Origin of the sequence: Novosphingobium rosa NBRC 15208, from assembly GCF_001598555.1 — a bacterium.
GTDB lineage: Bacteria > Pseudomonadota > Alphaproteobacteria > Sphingomonadales > Sphingomonadaceae > Novosphingobium > Novosphingobium rosa.
Genome location: NZ_BCZE01000050.1, coordinates 1 through 15,382 on the forward strand (window position 1 = coordinate 1; position 15,382 = coordinate 15,382).

17 protein-coding genes are annotated in these 15,382 nt (G+C 66.7%); 16 read left to right on the plus strand and 1 reads right to left on the minus strand.

Features of this window, described 5'->3' with window-relative positions:
• Positions 1-386: 386 nt before the first annotated feature.
• Entirely contained in the window at positions 387-665 is a 279-nt protein-coding gene (locus SR3_RS31415; RefSeq protein ID WP_157098949.1) for a hypothetical protein, read from the minus strand.
• 264 nt (positions 666-929) lie between these two features.
• On the opposite strand from SR3_RS31415, the gene SR3_RS18445 reads away from it, so the two are divergent.
• From SR3_RS18445 to SR3_RS18520, 16 genes are all read left to right on the plus strand, one after another.
• Positions 930-2,279 carry a sigma-54 interaction domain-containing protein gene (locus SR3_RS18445; RefSeq protein WP_068089614.1) on the plus strand — a complete coding sequence of 450 codons (1,350 nt, stop codon included), beginning with the start codon at positions 930-932 and terminating at the stop codon, positions 2,277-2,279.
• Positions 2,276-2,668, plus strand: coding sequence for a flagellar hook-basal body complex protein FliE (gene fliE, locus SR3_RS18450; RefSeq protein ID WP_068089617.1), 393 nt, complete (start codon positions 2,276-2,278; stop codon positions 2,666-2,668). The genes SR3_RS18445 and fliE overlap by 4 nt, the downstream gene beginning before the upstream one ends.
• Before the next feature lie 3 nt (positions 2,669-2,671).
• On the plus strand, positions 2,672-4,483 hold the full coding sequence (fliF, locus tag SR3_RS18455) for a flagellar basal-body MS-ring/collar protein FliF (RefSeq protein WP_068089620.1): 1,812 nt from the start codon (positions 2,672-2,674) through the stop codon (positions 4,481-4,483).
• A complete protein-coding gene (locus SR3_RS18460; protein WP_068089623.1) occupies positions 4,483-5,520 on the plus strand; it encodes a flagellar motor switch protein FliG in 1,038 nt (345 codons plus the stop codon). The genes fliF and SR3_RS18460 overlap by 1 nt, the downstream gene beginning before the upstream one ends.
• A complete protein-coding gene (locus SR3_RS18465) occupies positions 5,513-6,313 on the plus strand; it encodes a FliH/SctL family protein (protein WP_068089626.1) in 801 nt (266 codons plus the stop codon). The genes SR3_RS18460 and SR3_RS18465 overlap by 8 nt, the downstream gene beginning before the upstream one ends.
• A gap of 27 nt (positions 6,314-6,340) precedes the next feature.
• The gene (locus SR3_RS18470) at positions 6,341-7,678 is read left to right on the plus strand and encodes a FliI/YscN family ATPase (RefSeq protein WP_068089629.1); all 1,338 of its coding nucleotides are present in this window, start codon (positions 6,341-6,343) and stop codon (positions 7,676-7,678) included.
• Between the two features lie 4 nt (positions 7,679-7,682).
• Complete coding sequence (locus SR3_RS18475; RefSeq protein WP_174549164.1) at positions 7,683-8,132, plus strand: hypothetical protein; 450 nt, start codon at positions 7,683-7,685, stop codon at positions 8,130-8,132.
• 33 nt (positions 8,133-8,165) lie between these two features.
• Positions 8,166-9,965 carry a hypothetical protein gene (locus SR3_RS18480; RefSeq protein ID WP_157098950.1) on the plus strand — a complete coding sequence of 600 codons (1,800 nt, stop codon included), beginning with the start codon at positions 8,166-8,168 and terminating at the stop codon, positions 9,963-9,965.
• 63 nt (positions 9,966-10,028) lie between these two features.
• The gene (locus SR3_RS18485; RefSeq protein ID WP_068089635.1) at positions 10,029-10,628 is read left to right on the plus strand and encodes a flagellar basal body-associated FliL family protein; all 600 of its coding nucleotides are present in this window, start codon (positions 10,029-10,031) and stop codon (positions 10,626-10,628) included.
• Between the two features lie 51 nt (positions 10,629-10,679).
• Positions 10,680-11,612, plus strand: a complete 933-nt coding sequence (locus SR3_RS18490; protein ID WP_068089637.1) for a FliM/FliN family flagellar motor switch protein — start codon at positions 10,680-10,682, stop codon at positions 11,610-11,612.
• Positions 11,613-11,653: 41 nt separating this feature from the next.
• On the plus strand, positions 11,654-11,926 hold the full coding sequence (gene fliN, locus SR3_RS18495; protein ID WP_068089732.1) for a flagellar motor switch protein FliN: 273 nt from the start codon (positions 11,654-11,656) through the stop codon (positions 11,924-11,926).
• Positions 11,926-12,300, plus strand: a complete 375-nt coding sequence (locus tag SR3_RS18500) for a flagellar biosynthetic protein FliO (RefSeq protein ID WP_084455701.1) — start codon at positions 11,926-11,928, stop codon at positions 12,298-12,300. The genes fliN and SR3_RS18500 overlap by 1 nt, the downstream gene beginning before the upstream one ends.
• Before the next feature lies 1 nt (position 12,301).
• Positions 12,302-13,102: a flagellar type III secretion system pore protein FliP gene (gene fliP, locus SR3_RS18505; RefSeq protein WP_407668179.1), complete on the plus strand. Its 801-nt coding sequence runs from the start codon at positions 12,302-12,304 to the stop codon at positions 13,100-13,102.
• 13 nt (positions 13,103-13,115) lie between these two features.
• Positions 13,116-13,406, plus strand: a complete 291-nt coding sequence (gene fliQ, locus SR3_RS18510) for a flagellar biosynthesis protein FliQ (protein WP_068089644.1) — start codon at positions 13,116-13,118, stop codon at positions 13,404-13,406.
• Between the two features lie 6 nt (positions 13,407-13,412).
• Positions 13,413-14,207: a flagellar biosynthetic protein FliR gene (gene fliR / locus SR3_RS18515; protein ID WP_068089648.1), complete on the plus strand. Its 795-nt coding sequence runs from the start codon at positions 13,413-13,415 to the stop codon at positions 14,205-14,207.
• 12 nt (positions 14,208-14,219) lie between these two features.
• Positions 14,220-15,377 carry an EscU/YscU/HrcU family type III secretion system export apparatus switch protein gene (locus SR3_RS18520; RefSeq protein WP_068089651.1) on the plus strand — a complete coding sequence of 386 codons (1,158 nt, stop codon included), beginning with the start codon at positions 14,220-14,222 and terminating at the stop codon, positions 15,375-15,377.
• Positions 15,378-15,382: the final 5 nt, after the last annotated feature.

Genomic DNA, 15,382 nt, shown 5'->3' on the forward strand with positions numbered 1-15,382 from the left:
GGCCCGTCGACAGGCGGGTCATCGCCTGGCTGGTCATGGCCGCTGCCGAGTTCGAAGCGGCAGTGGCCTGAAGGGCGTTCACGTTGGTGTTGATAACAGTCATGGTCTACTCCGTTCGAAACCCGTTGGTGTTCTGTTCAGCCTGCCGACCCGTTTCGACCTGGCTGCCAGCCCCTAGAGCGGATGGCCGGGAGAAAATTTAAGGGCCCTGTTTCGCTCCGGGATCGAGATCGCCTGTCGAGCGTTGCGGCGACCGGTGCAGCCATGGGCCCAATGGCCAGAGACTGCCGGACATGCTCCGCCGGTCATATCGTGCCGGTCATACCCTGCCGGCCATCGTCTGCCGGTGGTCATGTGCAGGCCATTCCCCGGTCAGGTCTTGCCGGTCACCCTTTGCCGATCCTCTCAGGCAGCATCTGGCCGGGCAAGGCACGGGCCCATCGGCAACCGCGCAGAGTTCCCATGAAGCTCCAAAGGTTGGTGAAGTGGCGCCGCGCCCGAAGCGGCAGACGCAGTGGCAAGGTCTGGCCGGCAGGGTCCAGCCGCCCATCCGGAATCACGGCAAACGATTGCGTGACGATTCGTGCAGGGGCTTCCGGATGATTCTTGCCGCGCGAAAAAAGGGATCGATTCGCCCCGGACCTTTCCGCGGCGTTAACGATCATTACCCGTTCAGCCCCGCTTTACCCCCTCTCACCCCCGGCCCTCGCGGCGCGTACACACCTGAAACGGCAGGTTCAGGGGTTTTTTAAGGGCTAAAGTGAAAAAATTTCTCTTTGTTTTTCAGATAGATATAAATTTTTACATCTGAATCTTCGGCGCCCCGGGCAAAATCTGTAGTTATACGAGTATTTAATTTTCCGGCTCCTTGTGCGTTTCCGAGCGAAAAGACCTTCACTGAGATGGTTAATCAGGGGGCACACCGAACCATGGACGCGATCGAGTTCACCACGGCTACCGCAAAGGCGCATGCGCCACTGGTCCAGCGCGCAGCTGCGATCATCGCAGCGGTGGGCCGGGCACAGCCGATCTGGCTCGCCGACGCCGGTGAAGCCGCCACCATGGCCCCTGCCGGCCATCACCGCATCCTGCTGGACCGCAGCGCGCAGCCGGCCATCGCCGCCCTGCCCGCGCCGCGCGGCGAACGCCATTTCGCGCTGAGCTACACCGACCCTGTCAGTGACTCCAGCCTGGCCGCCCTGATCGCCTGCGCCACCCGCCCCGGCGCCCCCATCGCGGCCGATCCCGAAAGCATCTCGATCCTCGCCCTGGCCGAGCGCCTTGCCGCCAGCGACATCCCTGTGCTGATCGGCGGCCCCACCGGCACCGGCAAGGAAGTGCTCAGCCGCTTCATCCATGACCGCAGCCCGCGCGCCAAGGGGCCCTTCGTGGCCGTCAACTGCGCCGCCATGCCCGAGGCCATGCTGGAAGCGCTGCTCTTCGGCCACACCAAGGGCGCCTTCACCGGCGCCACCCAGGCCACCGAGGGTTTCTTCCGCGCCGCTGACGGCGGCACGCTGCTGCTCGACGAGATCGCCGAAATGCCGCTGACGCTGCAGGCCAAGCTGCTGCGCACCCTTCAGGAAGGCGAGGTCGTCCCCATCGGTTCGACCCAGCCGATCAAGATCGATGTGCGCATCATCGCCGCCGCCAACCGCGATCTGCCCACCGAAGTGGCCGAGGGCCGCTTCCGCGCCGACCTCTTCTACCGCCTCAATGTCTTCCCCCTGACCCTGCGCGCCCTGCGCGAGCGTCTGGACGACATCGCCCCGCTGGCTTTCGCTCTGGCCCTGCGTCACACGCCCAAGACCGCCACGGCGATGCCCTGGATCAGTGACGGCGCTCTGGCCATGCTGCGCATGCATGGCTGGCCCGGCAATGTCCGCGAGCTGGAGAATGTGGTGCGCCGCGCCCTGCTGCTGGCCGACAACGGCAGCAAGGGTGGCCGCATCGAGATCCGCCCGGAACACATCCACTTCGACAGCCCGGCCCGTCTGGTGGCCATGCCTGCCGCCGTGGCTGCTCCGGTTGCCGCGCCCGTCGCGCCGGAAAGCGCCTCGGTCACGCCGATCGAGGATGGCCGCTCGGGCCGCCGTCTGGCCGGCATCGTGCAGGCTTCGGAAGCCAAGGCGATCATGGAAACGCTGGCCGCCTGCAACGGCAGCCGCGTCGCCGCCGCCCGCGCGCTGGGGATTTCGGAAAGGACGCTGCGCTACCGCCTCGCCTCCTTCCGTGACGCCGGCATTCCCGCCACCGCCTTCGCTGGAGGCCGCCGGTGAGCAGCATCTCTCCCGTCGGCGGCGTCAGCTATAATGGCGGCGGCATTGCCGAGATCATGGCCCTGCGCCAGCAGATCATCTCGCGCTCGACCGTTCTGCAGCAGGTGCATGCCCCGCAGGCGGCATCGAATGTGCAGGCGGCCACCGCGACCAACGCCAATGGCTCGGTCAGCGGTTTCGCCAATGTGCTGAACAATGCGCTGGGCGGCGTCAACGCCACCCAGATGCGCGCCGAAACCCTGTCGTCCGATTACGAGCAGGGCAAAACACAGGACGTCGCCAAGGTGATGCTGGCACGTCAGGAAGCGCAGGTCGGTTTCGAAGCCACCCTGCAAGTCCGCAACAAGCTGCTGTCCGCGTACCAGGACATCATGAAGCTGGGGGTCTAAACCATGGCCGAGGCCATTCCTGCCAATCCCGGTATGGCGCTGGTTCCAGCGCAGCCGCAATCGCTGATGGGTACGCTTACCGATCCAGCGGGCGGCACGCCGCTGGAACGAGCGCGCGGCTTCCTGGCTCAGGGACCGGTGAAAAAGGCTCTGCCCTGGTTCGCCGGCATGGCCGTGCTGGGCGGCGCCGCCGTGGCCTGGTCCACGCTGGCCCCCGCGCCGCAGCGCGTGCTCTACGCCCAGCTTGACGATGCCGAACGCGCCAGCGTGGTCGGCGCGCTGGACAAGGGCAACATCCATTACCGCATCGACAGCAGCACCGGCGCGCTGACGGTGGATGAAGGCGATGTTTACAAGGCCCGCATGCTGGTCGCCCAGAATGGCGCGCTGGCCCTGCCCGACACCGCCAGCGACAGTCTCGACAAGCTGCCGATGGGCGCCTCGCGCGCTCTGGAAGGCGAACGTCTGCGCGCGGCCCGCGAACACGAACTGATGCTCTCGATCAAGGAGATCGACGGGGTTCAGGCGGTGCGCGTCCATCTGGCCGAGGGCGAGAAATCGGTCTTCGTGCGCGATCAGATCGCTCCTTCCGCCAGCGTGATGCTGCGTCTGGCCGATGGCCGCCAGCTTTCGGAAAATCAGGTTTCGGCCATCGTCAATCTGGTCGCCGGTTCGGTGCCGGGCCTCACGCCCGACGCGGTGAAGGTGGTGGATCAGCGCGGCCATCTGCTCTCGCAGAAGGGCAGCGTCGACTCCGACCGCATGGATATGCAGTCCCGCATGGAGGAAAAGCTGCGCGGCCAGGTCGCCACGCTGCTGACCCCGATGCTGGGCGACGGTAATTTCACCAGCGAGATCCAGGTCGATCTCGACATGGATCAGGTCACTTCGGCGCGCGAAAGCTACGACAAGCAGGGCGCGGTGCGCAGCGAGACCAGCCAGCAGAGCCAGCAGCCCGCTTCCGCAGCGGCCATCGGCGTGCCCGGCACCCTCTCGAACACGCCGCCGCCCTCCACCACGCCTTCGCCCGGTGCGCCCGGCGCGCCGCCGCCGCCCGCCCCCGGCACGCCGCCGCCTGCTGCCGGCGCCGCCGGCGCTGCGGCCCCCGGCGCCGCGGGTGCGACGCCTGCCGCCACGCCCTCGCCCACGGCCAGCGAAAGCTCGGCCACCAAGAATTACGAGCTGGGCCGCGAGGTCGCCGTCTCCAACACCGGGCCGGGCAAGATCAAGCGCCTGTCGGTCGCGGTGGCTTTGTCCGCCTCGGCGATGGCCAAGTTCAAGCAGAGCGACATCGACCAGATCAAGCAGCTGGTCTCCGCCGCTGTGGGCGCCGACACCTCGCGCGGCGACCAGATCGCCGTGGTGGCCCGCGCCTTCGACACCACGCCCGTCGCCAAGACGCCTTTCTATGAGACGCCATGGTTCGCGCAGGCCCTGCATTATGGCGGGGCGCTGATCGGCCTGCTGATGGTGCTGCTGCTGGCGGTCCGCCCGCTGATCAACGCGCTGAAGGGCGGCAAGCCCGCGAGCGGCAAGAAGGGCAAAACCTCGGCTGTCGAGGAAGCGCTCGCCAATGCGCCGATGGCCGCCCTGCCGCTGGCCGCCGGCGCACCGCCCATCGTCAACATTTCGGGCGCCGCCGCCGCTGCCGGTGAAGGCATGCCCGCCCTGCCCGGGCCCAGCATGGGCAACGGGGCCGAAGCGCTCAACCGCCATGTCGGTCTGGCGCAGCAGATCGTGACCGAAAAGCCTGACAGCGCGGTGATTGCTCTGCGCCAGATGCTGCAACCGCCCGCCGAGAAGGAAGACGCCTGATGAGCGCGATCGACGATGAGGCCCTGCTGGAAGAGGGCCTCGAAAACCTCTCCGACGCCGAGGCCGCAGCCATTCTGGTGATGCTGCTGGGCGACGATCAGGCCAGCGGTCTGCTGGGCCAGCTGACCCCCGCCGAACTCAAGCTGCTTGGCGAAAAGATGATGGCGCTGGGTGACATTGGTCCTCAGGCGATCATGAAAGCGGTCGAAGGCTTTGCCGCCAAGACCGAAAAGCTGGGCATCGACGGCTATGGCCGCCAGAAGCGCGTCCACGATATGATGGCGCGCGCGGTTGGCGGGGTGAAGGCCGACAATCTGATGCAGCGCATCGTGCCCGATGCGCCGCCCGCCTCCAGCCTGGAGATCGCGCGCTGGCTCAACCCGCCCGCGATCATTCCGCTGATCAAGGGCGAGATGCCGCAGCCCATCGCCGTGCTGCTGGTGCAGCTTGAGCCGGAAGTGGCCGCGCAGGTCCTGCATTCGCTGCCGCCCGAGGTGCAGACCCAGGTGGTGCATCGCGTCGCCACCATGGGGCCCGTCGCGCCCGAGGCGATCGTCATGCTGGAAGAGCTGCTGACCCGCCGCATCGACGAGCATCATGGTGCTGCCGCGCTCCATCTGGGCGGCGCGCGCAATGCCGCCGAAATCATCAACAATTCCGGCAAGGTCGTGGAAAAGCGGATCATGCCCGAGATCACCAAGATGGACAAGAATCTGGCCAAGGCCATCGAGAACGAGATGTTCAAGTTCGAGCATCTCTTCGTGCTGGGCCCCAAGGATATGGGCACGCTGCTGCGCGAGGTGGAGAACGATACGCTGATCAACGCCCTGAAGGGCATTCCGGAAGATCAGCGCGACGTGTTCTTCGCCGCCATGTCCAGCCGCGCCGCCGATGGCGTGAAGGACGAAATCGCCGGTCGCGGCCGCCTGAAGATGGCCGAATGCATCGAGGCGCAGAAGATCATCGTGAACGCCGCGCGCCGTCTGGCCACGGAAGGCACCATCTCCTTCGGCGCGGGTGACGACGAATATGTCTAAGGCTCCCATTGCCAAAGCCGCCGCCAAACCCGCTTCGCCCAAACCGGCTGCCGCGAAACCGGCGGCGGCGAAGAAAGCCGCTGCCGCCGCGCCCGAACCCGAACGCCGCGCCGATCTGGCCAGCCTGTTCGCCCGCCCCGGCGGCGGTTTCTCGCTCGACCAGCGCTATATCGCGAACCCGGTCGAGACGACAGCGCCGACAGGCTCGGGTCTGGCCTATTCCGATCTGCGCCCCACGCGGGTGATCGATCCGGCGCTGCCCTCCATGCCCTCGCTGCCCGAGGCGCCCCCGGTCGATCCGGTGGCTCAGGCTCGCGAGGAGGCCCATGCGCAAGGTTACGCCGAGGGCCATGCCGAAGCCGAGCATGATTTCCTGCAGCGGGAAGCCCTGCGCGCCCGCTTCGCCTTCTCCTTCGACCGCATCGACGGGCAATGCGCCGAGCAATTGCGCAACCGCCTGATGGATACGGTGATGGCCCTGTGCGAGGCCACCCTCGCCCCGCTGGCGCTGGACAAGGAAGCACTGGCGGCGCGGGTGAAGCGTGCGGTGGCGATGTTCGCGCGCGCCGATGACGAGCGCGTGATCCGCCTCAACGCCGAGGATCTGGAGCTGGTGCGCGAGCATCTGCCCGAGGACTGGACCTTCGTGGTCGATCCGGCGTTGGAACCAGGAGCGCTGCGGGTGGAAACCAGCAGCCGCGGCATGGAAGGCGGCGGCGTGGAAGACGGCCCCGCCCAGTGGCGCCGCGCCATCGCCGAGGCGCTGGACCTGACTTTGCCCGAGAACGACTAAAACAATTCAGTCGAAAGAGACGTTACCATGTTGAAACTCTTCGACGGGCTGCTGGCCGATACCGCAGCCAATCCCATCGATCTTACGCCGCGCCGCTATGGCACGGTGTCGAGCTGCGATGGCGGTTTGCTGGAAGTCTCCGGCCTTTCCGTTCCGGTGGGATCGCTGCTGCGCGTCTCGCATGGCATGTCGGACCGGGGCGGCAAATCCTTGCTGGCCGAGGTGATCGGCTTCCGCAACGGACGCACTTTGGCCATGCTGCTGGGCGACACGGTGATGTTGCGCCCCGGCGCGCGCGTCCGCCCCGAAGGCCGCCCCGGCATGCTGCCGGTGGGCGAGGCCTTTCTGGGCCGCGCGGTGGATGGCGAAGGCCTGCCCATCGATGGCCTGGGGCCGATCCATGCAAGGCATTTCCATCCGGCGGGCGGCGTGCGCGCGGGCGCGCTCGATCGTTCCCCGGTGCGCGTGCCCTTCGATACCGGCGTGCGGGCGCTCAACGCCATCACCACCTTTGGCGTGGGCCAGCGCATCGGCATCATGGCGGGGTCCGGCGTCGGCAAATCGGTGCTGCTCGACATGATCGCCCATGGCGCATCCGCCGAGATCATCATCGTCGGCCTGATCGGCGAGCGGGCGCGCGAAGTCTCCGATTTCGTGGAGCGCCATATGGTCGGGCCCAAGCGCGCCTGCACCGCCGTGGTCGCCGTGCCTGCCGATCATGCGCCCAATCTGCGTCTGCGCGGGGCGATGCTGGCCACCTCCATGGCCGAATATTTCCGCGCGCAGGGCAAGCGCGTGCTGCTCATCATGGATTCGCTCACCCGCGTCGCCCATGCCGGGCGCGAGATCGGGCTGCTGCTGGGCGAGCCCGGCGCGGCGCGCGGCTATCCCCCATCGGCGCTGGCCACCATCACCAAGCTGGTGGAACGCGCGGGCAATTCGGCGCAAAGCGGCGGCTCCATCACCGGCATCTATACAGTGCTGGCCGATGGCGACAGTCAGGACGATCCGGTGGTGGATACCGCCCGATCCATTCTGGACGGCCATATCGTGCTCAGCCGCGATCTGGCGCAGCGCGGGCAATATCCCGCCATCGACATCGCCGCCTCGCTCTCGCGCGTGATGACCGACATCACCAGCCGCGAGCATGAAGGCGCCGCCCGCGCCTTCCGCGCGCTGGTCGCCGCTTATGAGGCCAACCGCGATCTGGTGCTGATGGGCGCCTATCGCGCCGGGGCCGATCCGCAGCTCGATCGCGCCATCGCCATGCATCCGCATCTCGTCGCCTTCCTCACGCAGGAGGGCCGCAATCTGGTGCCGCTGGGGGAAAGCATCGCCCAGTTGCAGCAACTGATGGGAGGATAGGGCGATGAAAGCCGAACGCGCCAAGCTGGCAAGGTTGCAAAGGCTGGAAAAGCTGCGCGCCATCGCCAAGCAGAATGCCGTGACCGAAGCCGCCCGGGCCGAGACCACCCTGTCCCAGCTCACCACGCTGGTCGAGCGCACCCAGTCGCTCACGCAGGAATATGCCGCGCGGCGCGATATGGCCGATGGCGGCGATCTGGCGCGGATGCAGCGTTTTATCATGGGGCTGCAAGGCATTGCCGCCACCACCACCGCCGACCGGCAACGCGCCCATGCGCTGGCCGACCGGCGGCAGGCCGAACTGGTCGCTGCCGAGCGCCGCCGCGCCGCCGTGGAGGATCGCGCCAGTCAGCAGGCCCGTTTTATCGCCGCCAAGCTGCGCAATGCCGGTTTTTCCGGCAATTCTTCAGGGCGTGTCCCATCTGGGGACGATTCTGGCACGGACCATGCATAACTCCTGAGGCGATTGCCGCACGGAGTTTTGTTCATGTCCGATACCGCTGCCCTCTCTTCCATTCTTGCCGGTTCCGGCCTGACCTCGGGCAATGTTTCGGTAACCGCCAAGGGCAGCGTTGCCACCGCGAATTCCAACGGCAAAAGCAGCAAAGGCACGGATTTCGGGGCTGTGATGGGCCGCCAGAACGCTGGCGCCAGGCAAACCGTCGCAAAAGCGAACACATCCGCCAAGGCCGACAGCAGCGCCAACGACACCACCGCTGACGACGATCAGGACGACGACAAAGCGGCAACCGGCAAGAGTTTGCCGCTTGCCGGTCTGGTTGCCGCCGCCTTGCCGCTGCCGGTCTCGCTGGCGGTGAATGCGGTGGCCAATGTCGTGGCCCCCACCAATCAGTCCGCGAGCAGCGCTGCGGATCAAACAACCGCCGCGTCCACCGGCACCGATGCCGCCAGCGCACAGGCCGCCGCTTTGGCCGCGCTGTCGCAGAACGCCGCTCAGCCTGCCCCCACCCTGCCGCAGGTCGCCGCCACGACGACGACCGCCCAGCCGGTGGCCGCTGTGACGGCCCAGCTTCCTCAGCAGACCGCCTCGGACAATGCGCGTCTGTCGGCCCAACTGGCCGCCCGCCTGTCCACCGGCAACGCTGCCGCCCAGAGCACCACCTCCGCGACTGCGGCGCTCACGCTGAATGTCGGCGGGATCAACGCCACGGTCGATCCGGCCAGCCTGCCCGCCGCCACCGATGCGACGGCTGCCGCTCAGGCCGTCGCCACGGCGCAGGTGCCCGCCACCCCCATCCATGCCGTGCTGGCGCTGAACAACACGCCTGCCACCACGACTGCGCAGCCCACCACCACGCAAACGACCGGCGCGCAGACGACCGCTGCCGTCGCCCCCGTGGGCCAGACCGCTGTGGCTCAGGCCGCCGCCGTTCAGGCCGGTGTCGCCACTCCCGCTCTTTCCCAGACCACCGGTGCGCAGGCCGACGCCTCCGCCGATGCCGACACGCAGGTCGATGCGGCCAACGCCAAGCTGGCCGCCCGCACCGTGACCGCGCAGGGCAAGACCGCCAACGCCCAGAACACGGCGCCCGCCCGCGGCGACGCCGACAGCAACAATGACACCACCGGGCAGGACGCCTCGCAGAGTGGCGCACAAGGTGACTCCCAGCCCCTTTCCTCCTCCCGTCTGCCGGTGAGTGCATCGGCGGATGGCGTCAGCCTGCCGGACAACGCTCCCAATCATGTCCAGCTGCTGGCGTCGGCGGGTACTGTGGCCGCACAATCCACCGCAGCGGCAGCCGGTCCCGCCACCCCTTCCGCCACGCAGGCCCAGCCCGATATGGCCGCGCTGGTCGATCGCCTGGTCGAGGCGCGCGCCGCCGCCCGCTCGGGCCTTGGTTCGCAGAGCGTGCAGGCCGCGATCACCCATGCCGATTTCGGCAAGGTCTCGCTCAGCTTCAACCAGAATGAGGACGGGATGAGCGTCTCCATGGCGAGCAGCGATCCCGCCTTCGCTCCCGCCGCGCGCGCCGCCATGGCGCAGGCCTCCACCGTTTCGGCGGCGGGCAGCAGCGCTCAGGGCAATGCCACGGGCCAGCAGAGCAGCGGCCAGCAGCACAATCAGCAGCAGCAGGCCCCCACGCACAGCTGGGCGCAGAACAGCAGCCGCAGCGCCGACGCCAACACCGGCTTCACCGGGCAGCAGGGCCAGAACGCCCAGCAGGATCAGTCCGCCCGCAGCAACCGCCCCGCCTCGCAGGGCGCCCGTTCTTCCAAGGCCAGCAGCGACACCACCGTGCAGACGCCCGGCGGCATTCTGGCCTGATCGCGCCGATCCGGCACCTTCTACGGGTTTCGCGCCCGCCACTCCTTTTGACAGAGACCGACCATGAGCAAGGCTGAAGCAGCGACCGAAGAAAAACCCGCCAAGAAGGGCAAGAGCATGGTGATGGTGATCGCCATCGTGGCCGTGCTGATGCTGGCGGTGGGCGGAGGCGCTGCCTTTGCCATGGTCAAAATGGGCATCATCGGTGGCGGTGGCGCCAAGGTGAAGGAAGAGCTGGGCCCCAAGCTGGTCAAGAAGGGCGAGGTCGATCCCTATGCCCCCAAGGCCGAGGGCGGCAAGGAAGGCGATGCCGGCGCCGAAGTGGAAGGCGAAGGCGGCAGCCCCTACAAGACCAGCTATTACAACTTCAGCGAGGATTTCACCTCCAACCTGAAGGGTTCCGCCCAGCTGATCCAGGTCAGCCTCGCCTGCTCCACCCATCGCGATGGCCGCGTCCTGATGTGGCTGAAGAAGCATGAGCTGGCCGTGCGCTCCGCCATGCTCAGCGTGCTGGCCGACACCCCCGCCGACGATATCGAAACCATCGAAGGCAAGGAAAAGCTGACCAAGCGCCTGACCGCCGCCATCAACCAGGTGCTGGTCAAGGAAGAAGGCTTCGGCGGTGTCGACGATGTCTACTTCAAGACCTTCCTGGTCCAGTAATTCTCTTCCGCCGCCCCTTCCTCTTCTCTCGATAGCGACGGTCTGACCTGTATGAAACCCGAACGCGCCTTTATTGCCGAACGCACTCTGGCCCAACACGCACCCGAACTGCTGCGTCAGGGCCCGGGCGCCAGCGAACTGCTGCCCCTGCTCAACCGCCTTGGCGACCGTCTGGCCCGCCGCATGGCCGCCGCTCTCGCCCCGCTGCTGGGCGGCGAGGCCCCGCTGGTCAAAGCCACGCAGGCCAAGGAGGGCGACCTCTCCACCCTGCATGGCTCGATCGCCACGCTGGCGGCCAACAGCATCTTCGCGGTGGGCGGCAATGCGCCCCTGTTTGTCTCGGTCGAGGCCGAGCCGGTGCTGCGCATCGTCGACCGCGCCTTCGGGGGCAAGGGCGAGGCCCCGGCCCCCCTGCCCGAAAGCTTCCCCATGGCCGCCGAGCTGATGATCGGCCGCATGGAGGTGCTGATCGGCGATCACCTCTCTTCCGCGCTCACCGCCACGGCGGGCCGCGCGGCGGGCATGCCGGTGCCCAGCATCACGCCGCTGCGCCGCGACGGCAATCTGGCAATGCTGGCCCCCTTCCCCGAGGATCAGACGCTGGCCGTGCTGACGCTGGAAGTGGACGATGGCGGCACGCTACCCTGGCAGATCACCTATGCCATGCCCATCGGCACGCTGGCCCGCCTCTTCGGTTTTGCGGAAGGGTCGGAAGTGCTGTCGATTGGCCGCACCCACCCGCTGGGCAGCCCTTCGGACATGCCTTTCAGCGATCTGCCGATCGAGGTGCGCGCCATCGTCGTGGATATGCGTATTCCTTTTTCCACCATCGCCAATATGGCGCCGGGGGATGTTTTGCCGGTGTCTGTGGCGCGCGCGGTGCCGCTGCGCGTGGGCAACGCCACCTTCGCGCAGGGCACGATCGGCGCGGTGGACGAGCGCGTTGCCGTGCAGATCACCAAAGCCTTTGACGACACGATCTGAATTGACGATCTAGTTATCTAATTTTCCGGGAGCAAATGACCATGAACCTCAATCCCCGCGGCTTCGACTTCCTCAAGGATGTGGATGTGCGCCTCTCGGTCGAACTGGGCCGGGCCGATATGAAACTGCGCGATGTGCTGTCGCTGGGCGAAGAGAGCGTGGTGATGCTCGACCGCCTGACCGACGAACTGCTGGATGTTATGGTTAACGGCAAGGTCATCGCCAAGGGCGAGATCGTGGCCCAGGGCAACCGTTTCGGCCTGCGCATCGTGGAAATGGCCAATGGCGATGCCGCTCTGGACAGCGCCGCATAATGGTTTGGTACGTCCTCAAGCTGTTGATCCTGCTGCCGATTATTGGCGGCATGGTCTGGGGTAGCCTCAAGCTGTCTCAGGTGATGCAGAACCGCATGCAGGGGGGCGATGGGCGCCGCCGTTCGGTGAAAGTGGTCGAGACGCTGATGCTCTCGCCCACGATGAAGCTGGCGGTGCTGGAATTCCACGGGAAGGAGATCCTTGTCTCCACCTCGCGCCACGGGCTGACCCGTCTGGCCGAGGCTCCCGCACGGACCGCCACGATCATCGACCATGAACCCGATGACGGTTTCGACAGCGACTTTGACGGCGATTTTTCGGGCGACCATGATGGCCCCAGCTTCGCCCGCACCCTGCGCCGCACGCAAAGGTAAGATGATGCGCAAGTTTCTCGCCCTGCTGACGCTGCTGGCAGGTTCGTTCATGTCGGGCACCGCTTTTGCCCAGAGCGCGGCGTCCGCCGCCGCCTCTGCTGGTCCTGCCATGCCCAGCGCCATCCCGGGAGCGATGGACCGCGCCTTCCAGTCTATGAACGGCGGGCCGGGCGGAGGTTTAACCCTCTCGCTGCAACTTCTCATCATCATGGGCCTGCTGACGATCCTGCCCAGCCTGATCCTGATGATGACCAGCTTCACCCGCATCCTCGTGGTGCTGTCGATCCTGCGTCAGGCGCTGGGCCTGCAGCAGAGCCCGCCCAATCAGGTGCTGATCGGTCTGGCGCTGTTCCTCTCGCTTTTCGTGATGGCCCCCACGCTGGACAAGCTGAACACGCAGGCCATCGCGCCCTATTCGGCGGGCACGATCAACGCCCAGCAGGCGATCACGGCGGGCGGCGCGCAGTTCCATGATTTCATGATCCGCCAGACCCGCAAGACCGATCTGGGCATGTTCGCCGATATGGCCAAGGCGCCCAAATTCGCCAATGCGCAGGACATTCCCTTCTCGATCCTGCTGCCCGCTTTCGTGACCAGCGAGCTGAAGACCGCCTTCCAGATCGGCTTCATGCTGTATCTGCCGTTTCTGGTGATCGATCTTGTGGTCTCTTCCGTGCTGATGTCGCTGGGCATGATGATGATGAGCCCCACGATCATCTCGCTGCCGTTCAAGCTGCTGCTCTTCGTGCTGGTCGATGGCTGGGCGCTGTTGATGGGCTCGCTCGCCTCGAGCTTCGGTTAAGGAGCCGCGCGCCATGGACGACACATCGCTGATGCTCAGCCTGGCGGACCGGATGCTCTGGGTGGTGACGCTGTGCGCCGCCCCCGTGCTGCTGGGCTGCCTGGCTGTCGGCCTCATCGTCGGCATCTTTCAGGCCGCCACCTCGATCAACGAGCAGACGCTGACCTTCCTGCCCAAGATCGCCATCACCGTGCTGCTGCTGATGCTGCTGGGCGCCAGCATGATGGGGCTGATCGGCGACTTCACGAAAGACATCTTCGCCGCCATCGCCCGCCTCGGCGCGGGCACCGGCAACGTGGGCTAAAGGTTCATGCTGGGCCTCAACTTCGGCTTTGGCGACCTTGAGGTCGAATTCTGGCGTTGGGCCTTTCTGATGACCCGCATCGGCGCCGCGCTGGTGGCGGCACCCTTCTTCGGCACCGGCAATGTGCCGCCGCAGGTGCGTGTCATCATGGCCGGGGCCATCGCCCTGCTGGTGGCCAACAGCACCAAGGTGGCCGCCCCTGCCGACCTCATGTCGATGTCGGGCTATCTGGCGATCATCGGCGAGGTGGCCATCGGCACGATGCTGGGTTTTGTGCTGCAGCTCAGCTTCGCCACCCCGGCCATTGCCGCCGAACTGATCGGCGGCGGCATGGGCCTGAGCCTTGCCGCGACCGTCGATCCCAATTCAGGCGCGCGCTCGCCCATTCTGGGGCAATATTTTGCCGTGGTGCTGACGCTGATCTTTCTGGGCCTTGGCGCCCATCTGCAATGGCTGGCGCTGGTGGTGAAAAGCTATGAGGCCTTTCCCCCCGGCCATGTGCTGGGCTCGGCGGTGATGTCGGCCCCGCGACTGGGCGTGGTGCTGGGCTTCGCCTCGACGATGTTCGCCACCGCCGTGATGATGGCGCTGCCCGTCACGCTGATCCTGCTGCTGGTGCAGATTCTTGCCGGTCTGCTCAGCCGTTCGGCTCCGGCGCTCAACCTGTTCTCGCTGGGCCTGCCCGCCGGGATCGTGGCCGGGCTGGCCGCGCTGCTGGCCACCGCGCCGATGATCAGCGACCGCATGACCGACCTCTCGGCCGCGGCCATCGAGCAGGTCACGCAGGCGATGGCCCAGTGAGGGAGCACTGAGATGGCCGAGACCGCCGGTGAGAAAACCCAGGAACCAACCGACAAGCGCCTGAAAGACTCCGCCGAGGGTGGCGACGTCCTGCGCTCGCGCGAGTTGGCCGTGGCCGCCACCGCGCTGGTCGCCGCCGCCTTTATGAAAGCCTTCGGGCCCTGGCTGCTCTCGGGCATGACCAGCGCCATGCGCATGGGTCTGGTGTGGAACCGCGCCGACCTGGAGGATTTCCGCCCCGGCCTGCTGATGCTCAAGCTGGGCAGCGCGGTGGTGGCGCCTGTGGCGATCCTGGCGCTGATGGTGATCGCCGCCACGCTGTTCGTGCAATTGGGCATGGCCGGGAAATATGGCCGCTTCGTCGCCACCAACCTGCTGCCCAAGGGATCGCGGCTCGATCCGATCAAGGGCATGAGCAAGGTCTTCGGCCCGCAGGGCTGGATCGAGGTGGGCAAGGGTCTGCTGAAACTGGCGCTGCTGGGCACCATCGCCTGGTTCTGGGGCAAATCCCGCATCGAGGGCCTGCAAGAGCTGGCCGATGTGGGCCTGTCCGGACAGCTGAACTTTGCGTGGGAGGCGATCACCTCGCTGATGCTGCAGCTGTCGGTCGGCTTCGTCATCATCGCCATGTTCGACTGGCCGGTGCAATGGCTGCGCCGCCGCAACCGCCTGCGCATGAGCCTGCAGGAGGTGAAGGACGAACATAAGGAACAGGAAGGCAGCCCCGAGGCGCGCGCTCACCGCCGCCGCCGCCAGCGCCAGATCGCCATGGGCGCGATCGGCGCGGCGATGCGCAAGGCGGATTTCGTGGTGACCAACCCGACGCATTTCTCGGTGGCGCTGGTCTATGACCCGGATCTCGCCCCGGCTCCGGTGGTGGTGGTGAAGGGCAAGGGCGAAAAGGCGCTGGCGATCCGCGAACTGGCCGCCGAGCGCGAGATCCCCTGCCTTGAATTCCCCGGTCTGGCCCGTGCGCTCTATTACACCACGCGTGACAATCAGATGATCCGCGAGGAACTCTATGTGGCGGTGGCCGGCGTGCTGGGCTTCGTGATGTCGCTGAAACGCGGCGAGAAACGCGATGCCCCGATGGTGGACGTGCCGGTGGAACTGCGCTTCGACGCCGATGGCCGCCCCCAGCCCGAAGAGCCGGAAGAAGACGAAGGCTGATGGAG

What these genes read in the sequence shown, in the direction of transcription:
- SR3_RS31415 (WP_157098949.1), bottom strand. Translation starts at nt 665, where the DNA reads ATGATCGTTAACGCCGCGGAAAGGTCCGGGGCGAATCGATCCCTTTTT.
- SR3_RS18445 (WP_068089614.1), top strand. Translation starts at nt 930, where the DNA reads ATGGACGCGATCGAGTTCACCACGGCTACCGCAAAGGCGCATGCGCCA.
- fliF (WP_068089620.1), top strand. Translation starts at nt 2,672, where the DNA reads ATGGCCGAGGCCATTCCTGCCAATCCCGGTATGGCGCTGGTTCCAGCG.
- SR3_RS18460 (WP_068089623.1), top strand. Translation starts at nt 4,483, where the DNA reads ATGAGCGCGATCGACGATGAGGCCCTGCTGGAAGAGGGCCTCGAAAAC.
- SR3_RS18465 (WP_068089626.1), top strand. Translation starts at nt 5,513, where the DNA reads ATGTCTAAGGCTCCCATTGCCAAAGCCGCCGCCAAACCCGCTTCGCCC.
- SR3_RS18470 (WP_068089629.1), top strand. Translation starts at nt 6,341, where the DNA reads ATGTTGAAACTCTTCGACGGGCTGCTGGCCGATACCGCAGCCAATCCC.
- SR3_RS18475 (WP_174549164.1), top strand. Translation starts at nt 7,683, where the DNA reads ATGAAAGCCGAACGCGCCAAGCTGGCAAGGTTGCAAAGGCTGGAAAAG.
- SR3_RS18480 (WP_157098950.1), top strand. Translation starts at nt 8,166, where the DNA reads ATGTCCGATACCGCTGCCCTCTCTTCCATTCTTGCCGGTTCCGGCCTG.
- SR3_RS18485 (WP_068089635.1), top strand. Translation starts at nt 10,029, where the DNA reads ATGAGCAAGGCTGAAGCAGCGACCGAAGAAAAACCCGCCAAGAAGGGC.
- SR3_RS18490 (WP_068089637.1), top strand. Translation starts at nt 10,680, where the DNA reads ATGAAACCCGAACGCGCCTTTATTGCCGAACGCACTCTGGCCCAACAC.
- fliN (WP_068089732.1), top strand. Translation starts at nt 11,654, where the DNA reads ATGAACCTCAATCCCCGCGGCTTCGACTTCCTCAAGGATGTGGATGTG.
- SR3_RS18500 (WP_084455701.1), top strand. Translation starts at nt 11,926, where the DNA reads ATGGTTTGGTACGTCCTCAAGCTGTTGATCCTGCTGCCGATTATTGGC.
- fliP (WP_407668179.1), top strand. Translation starts at nt 12,302, where the DNA reads ATGATGCGCAAGTTTCTCGCCCTGCTGACGCTGCTGGCAGGTTCGTTC.
- fliQ (WP_068089644.1), top strand. Translation starts at nt 13,116, where the DNA reads ATGGACGACACATCGCTGATGCTCAGCCTGGCGGACCGGATGCTCTGG.
- fliR (WP_068089648.1), top strand. Translation starts at nt 13,413, where the DNA reads ATGCTGGGCCTCAACTTCGGCTTTGGCGACCTTGAGGTCGAATTCTGG.
- SR3_RS18520 (WP_068089651.1), top strand. Translation starts at nt 14,220, where the DNA reads ATGGCCGAGACCGCCGGTGAGAAAACCCAGGAACCAACCGACAAGCGC.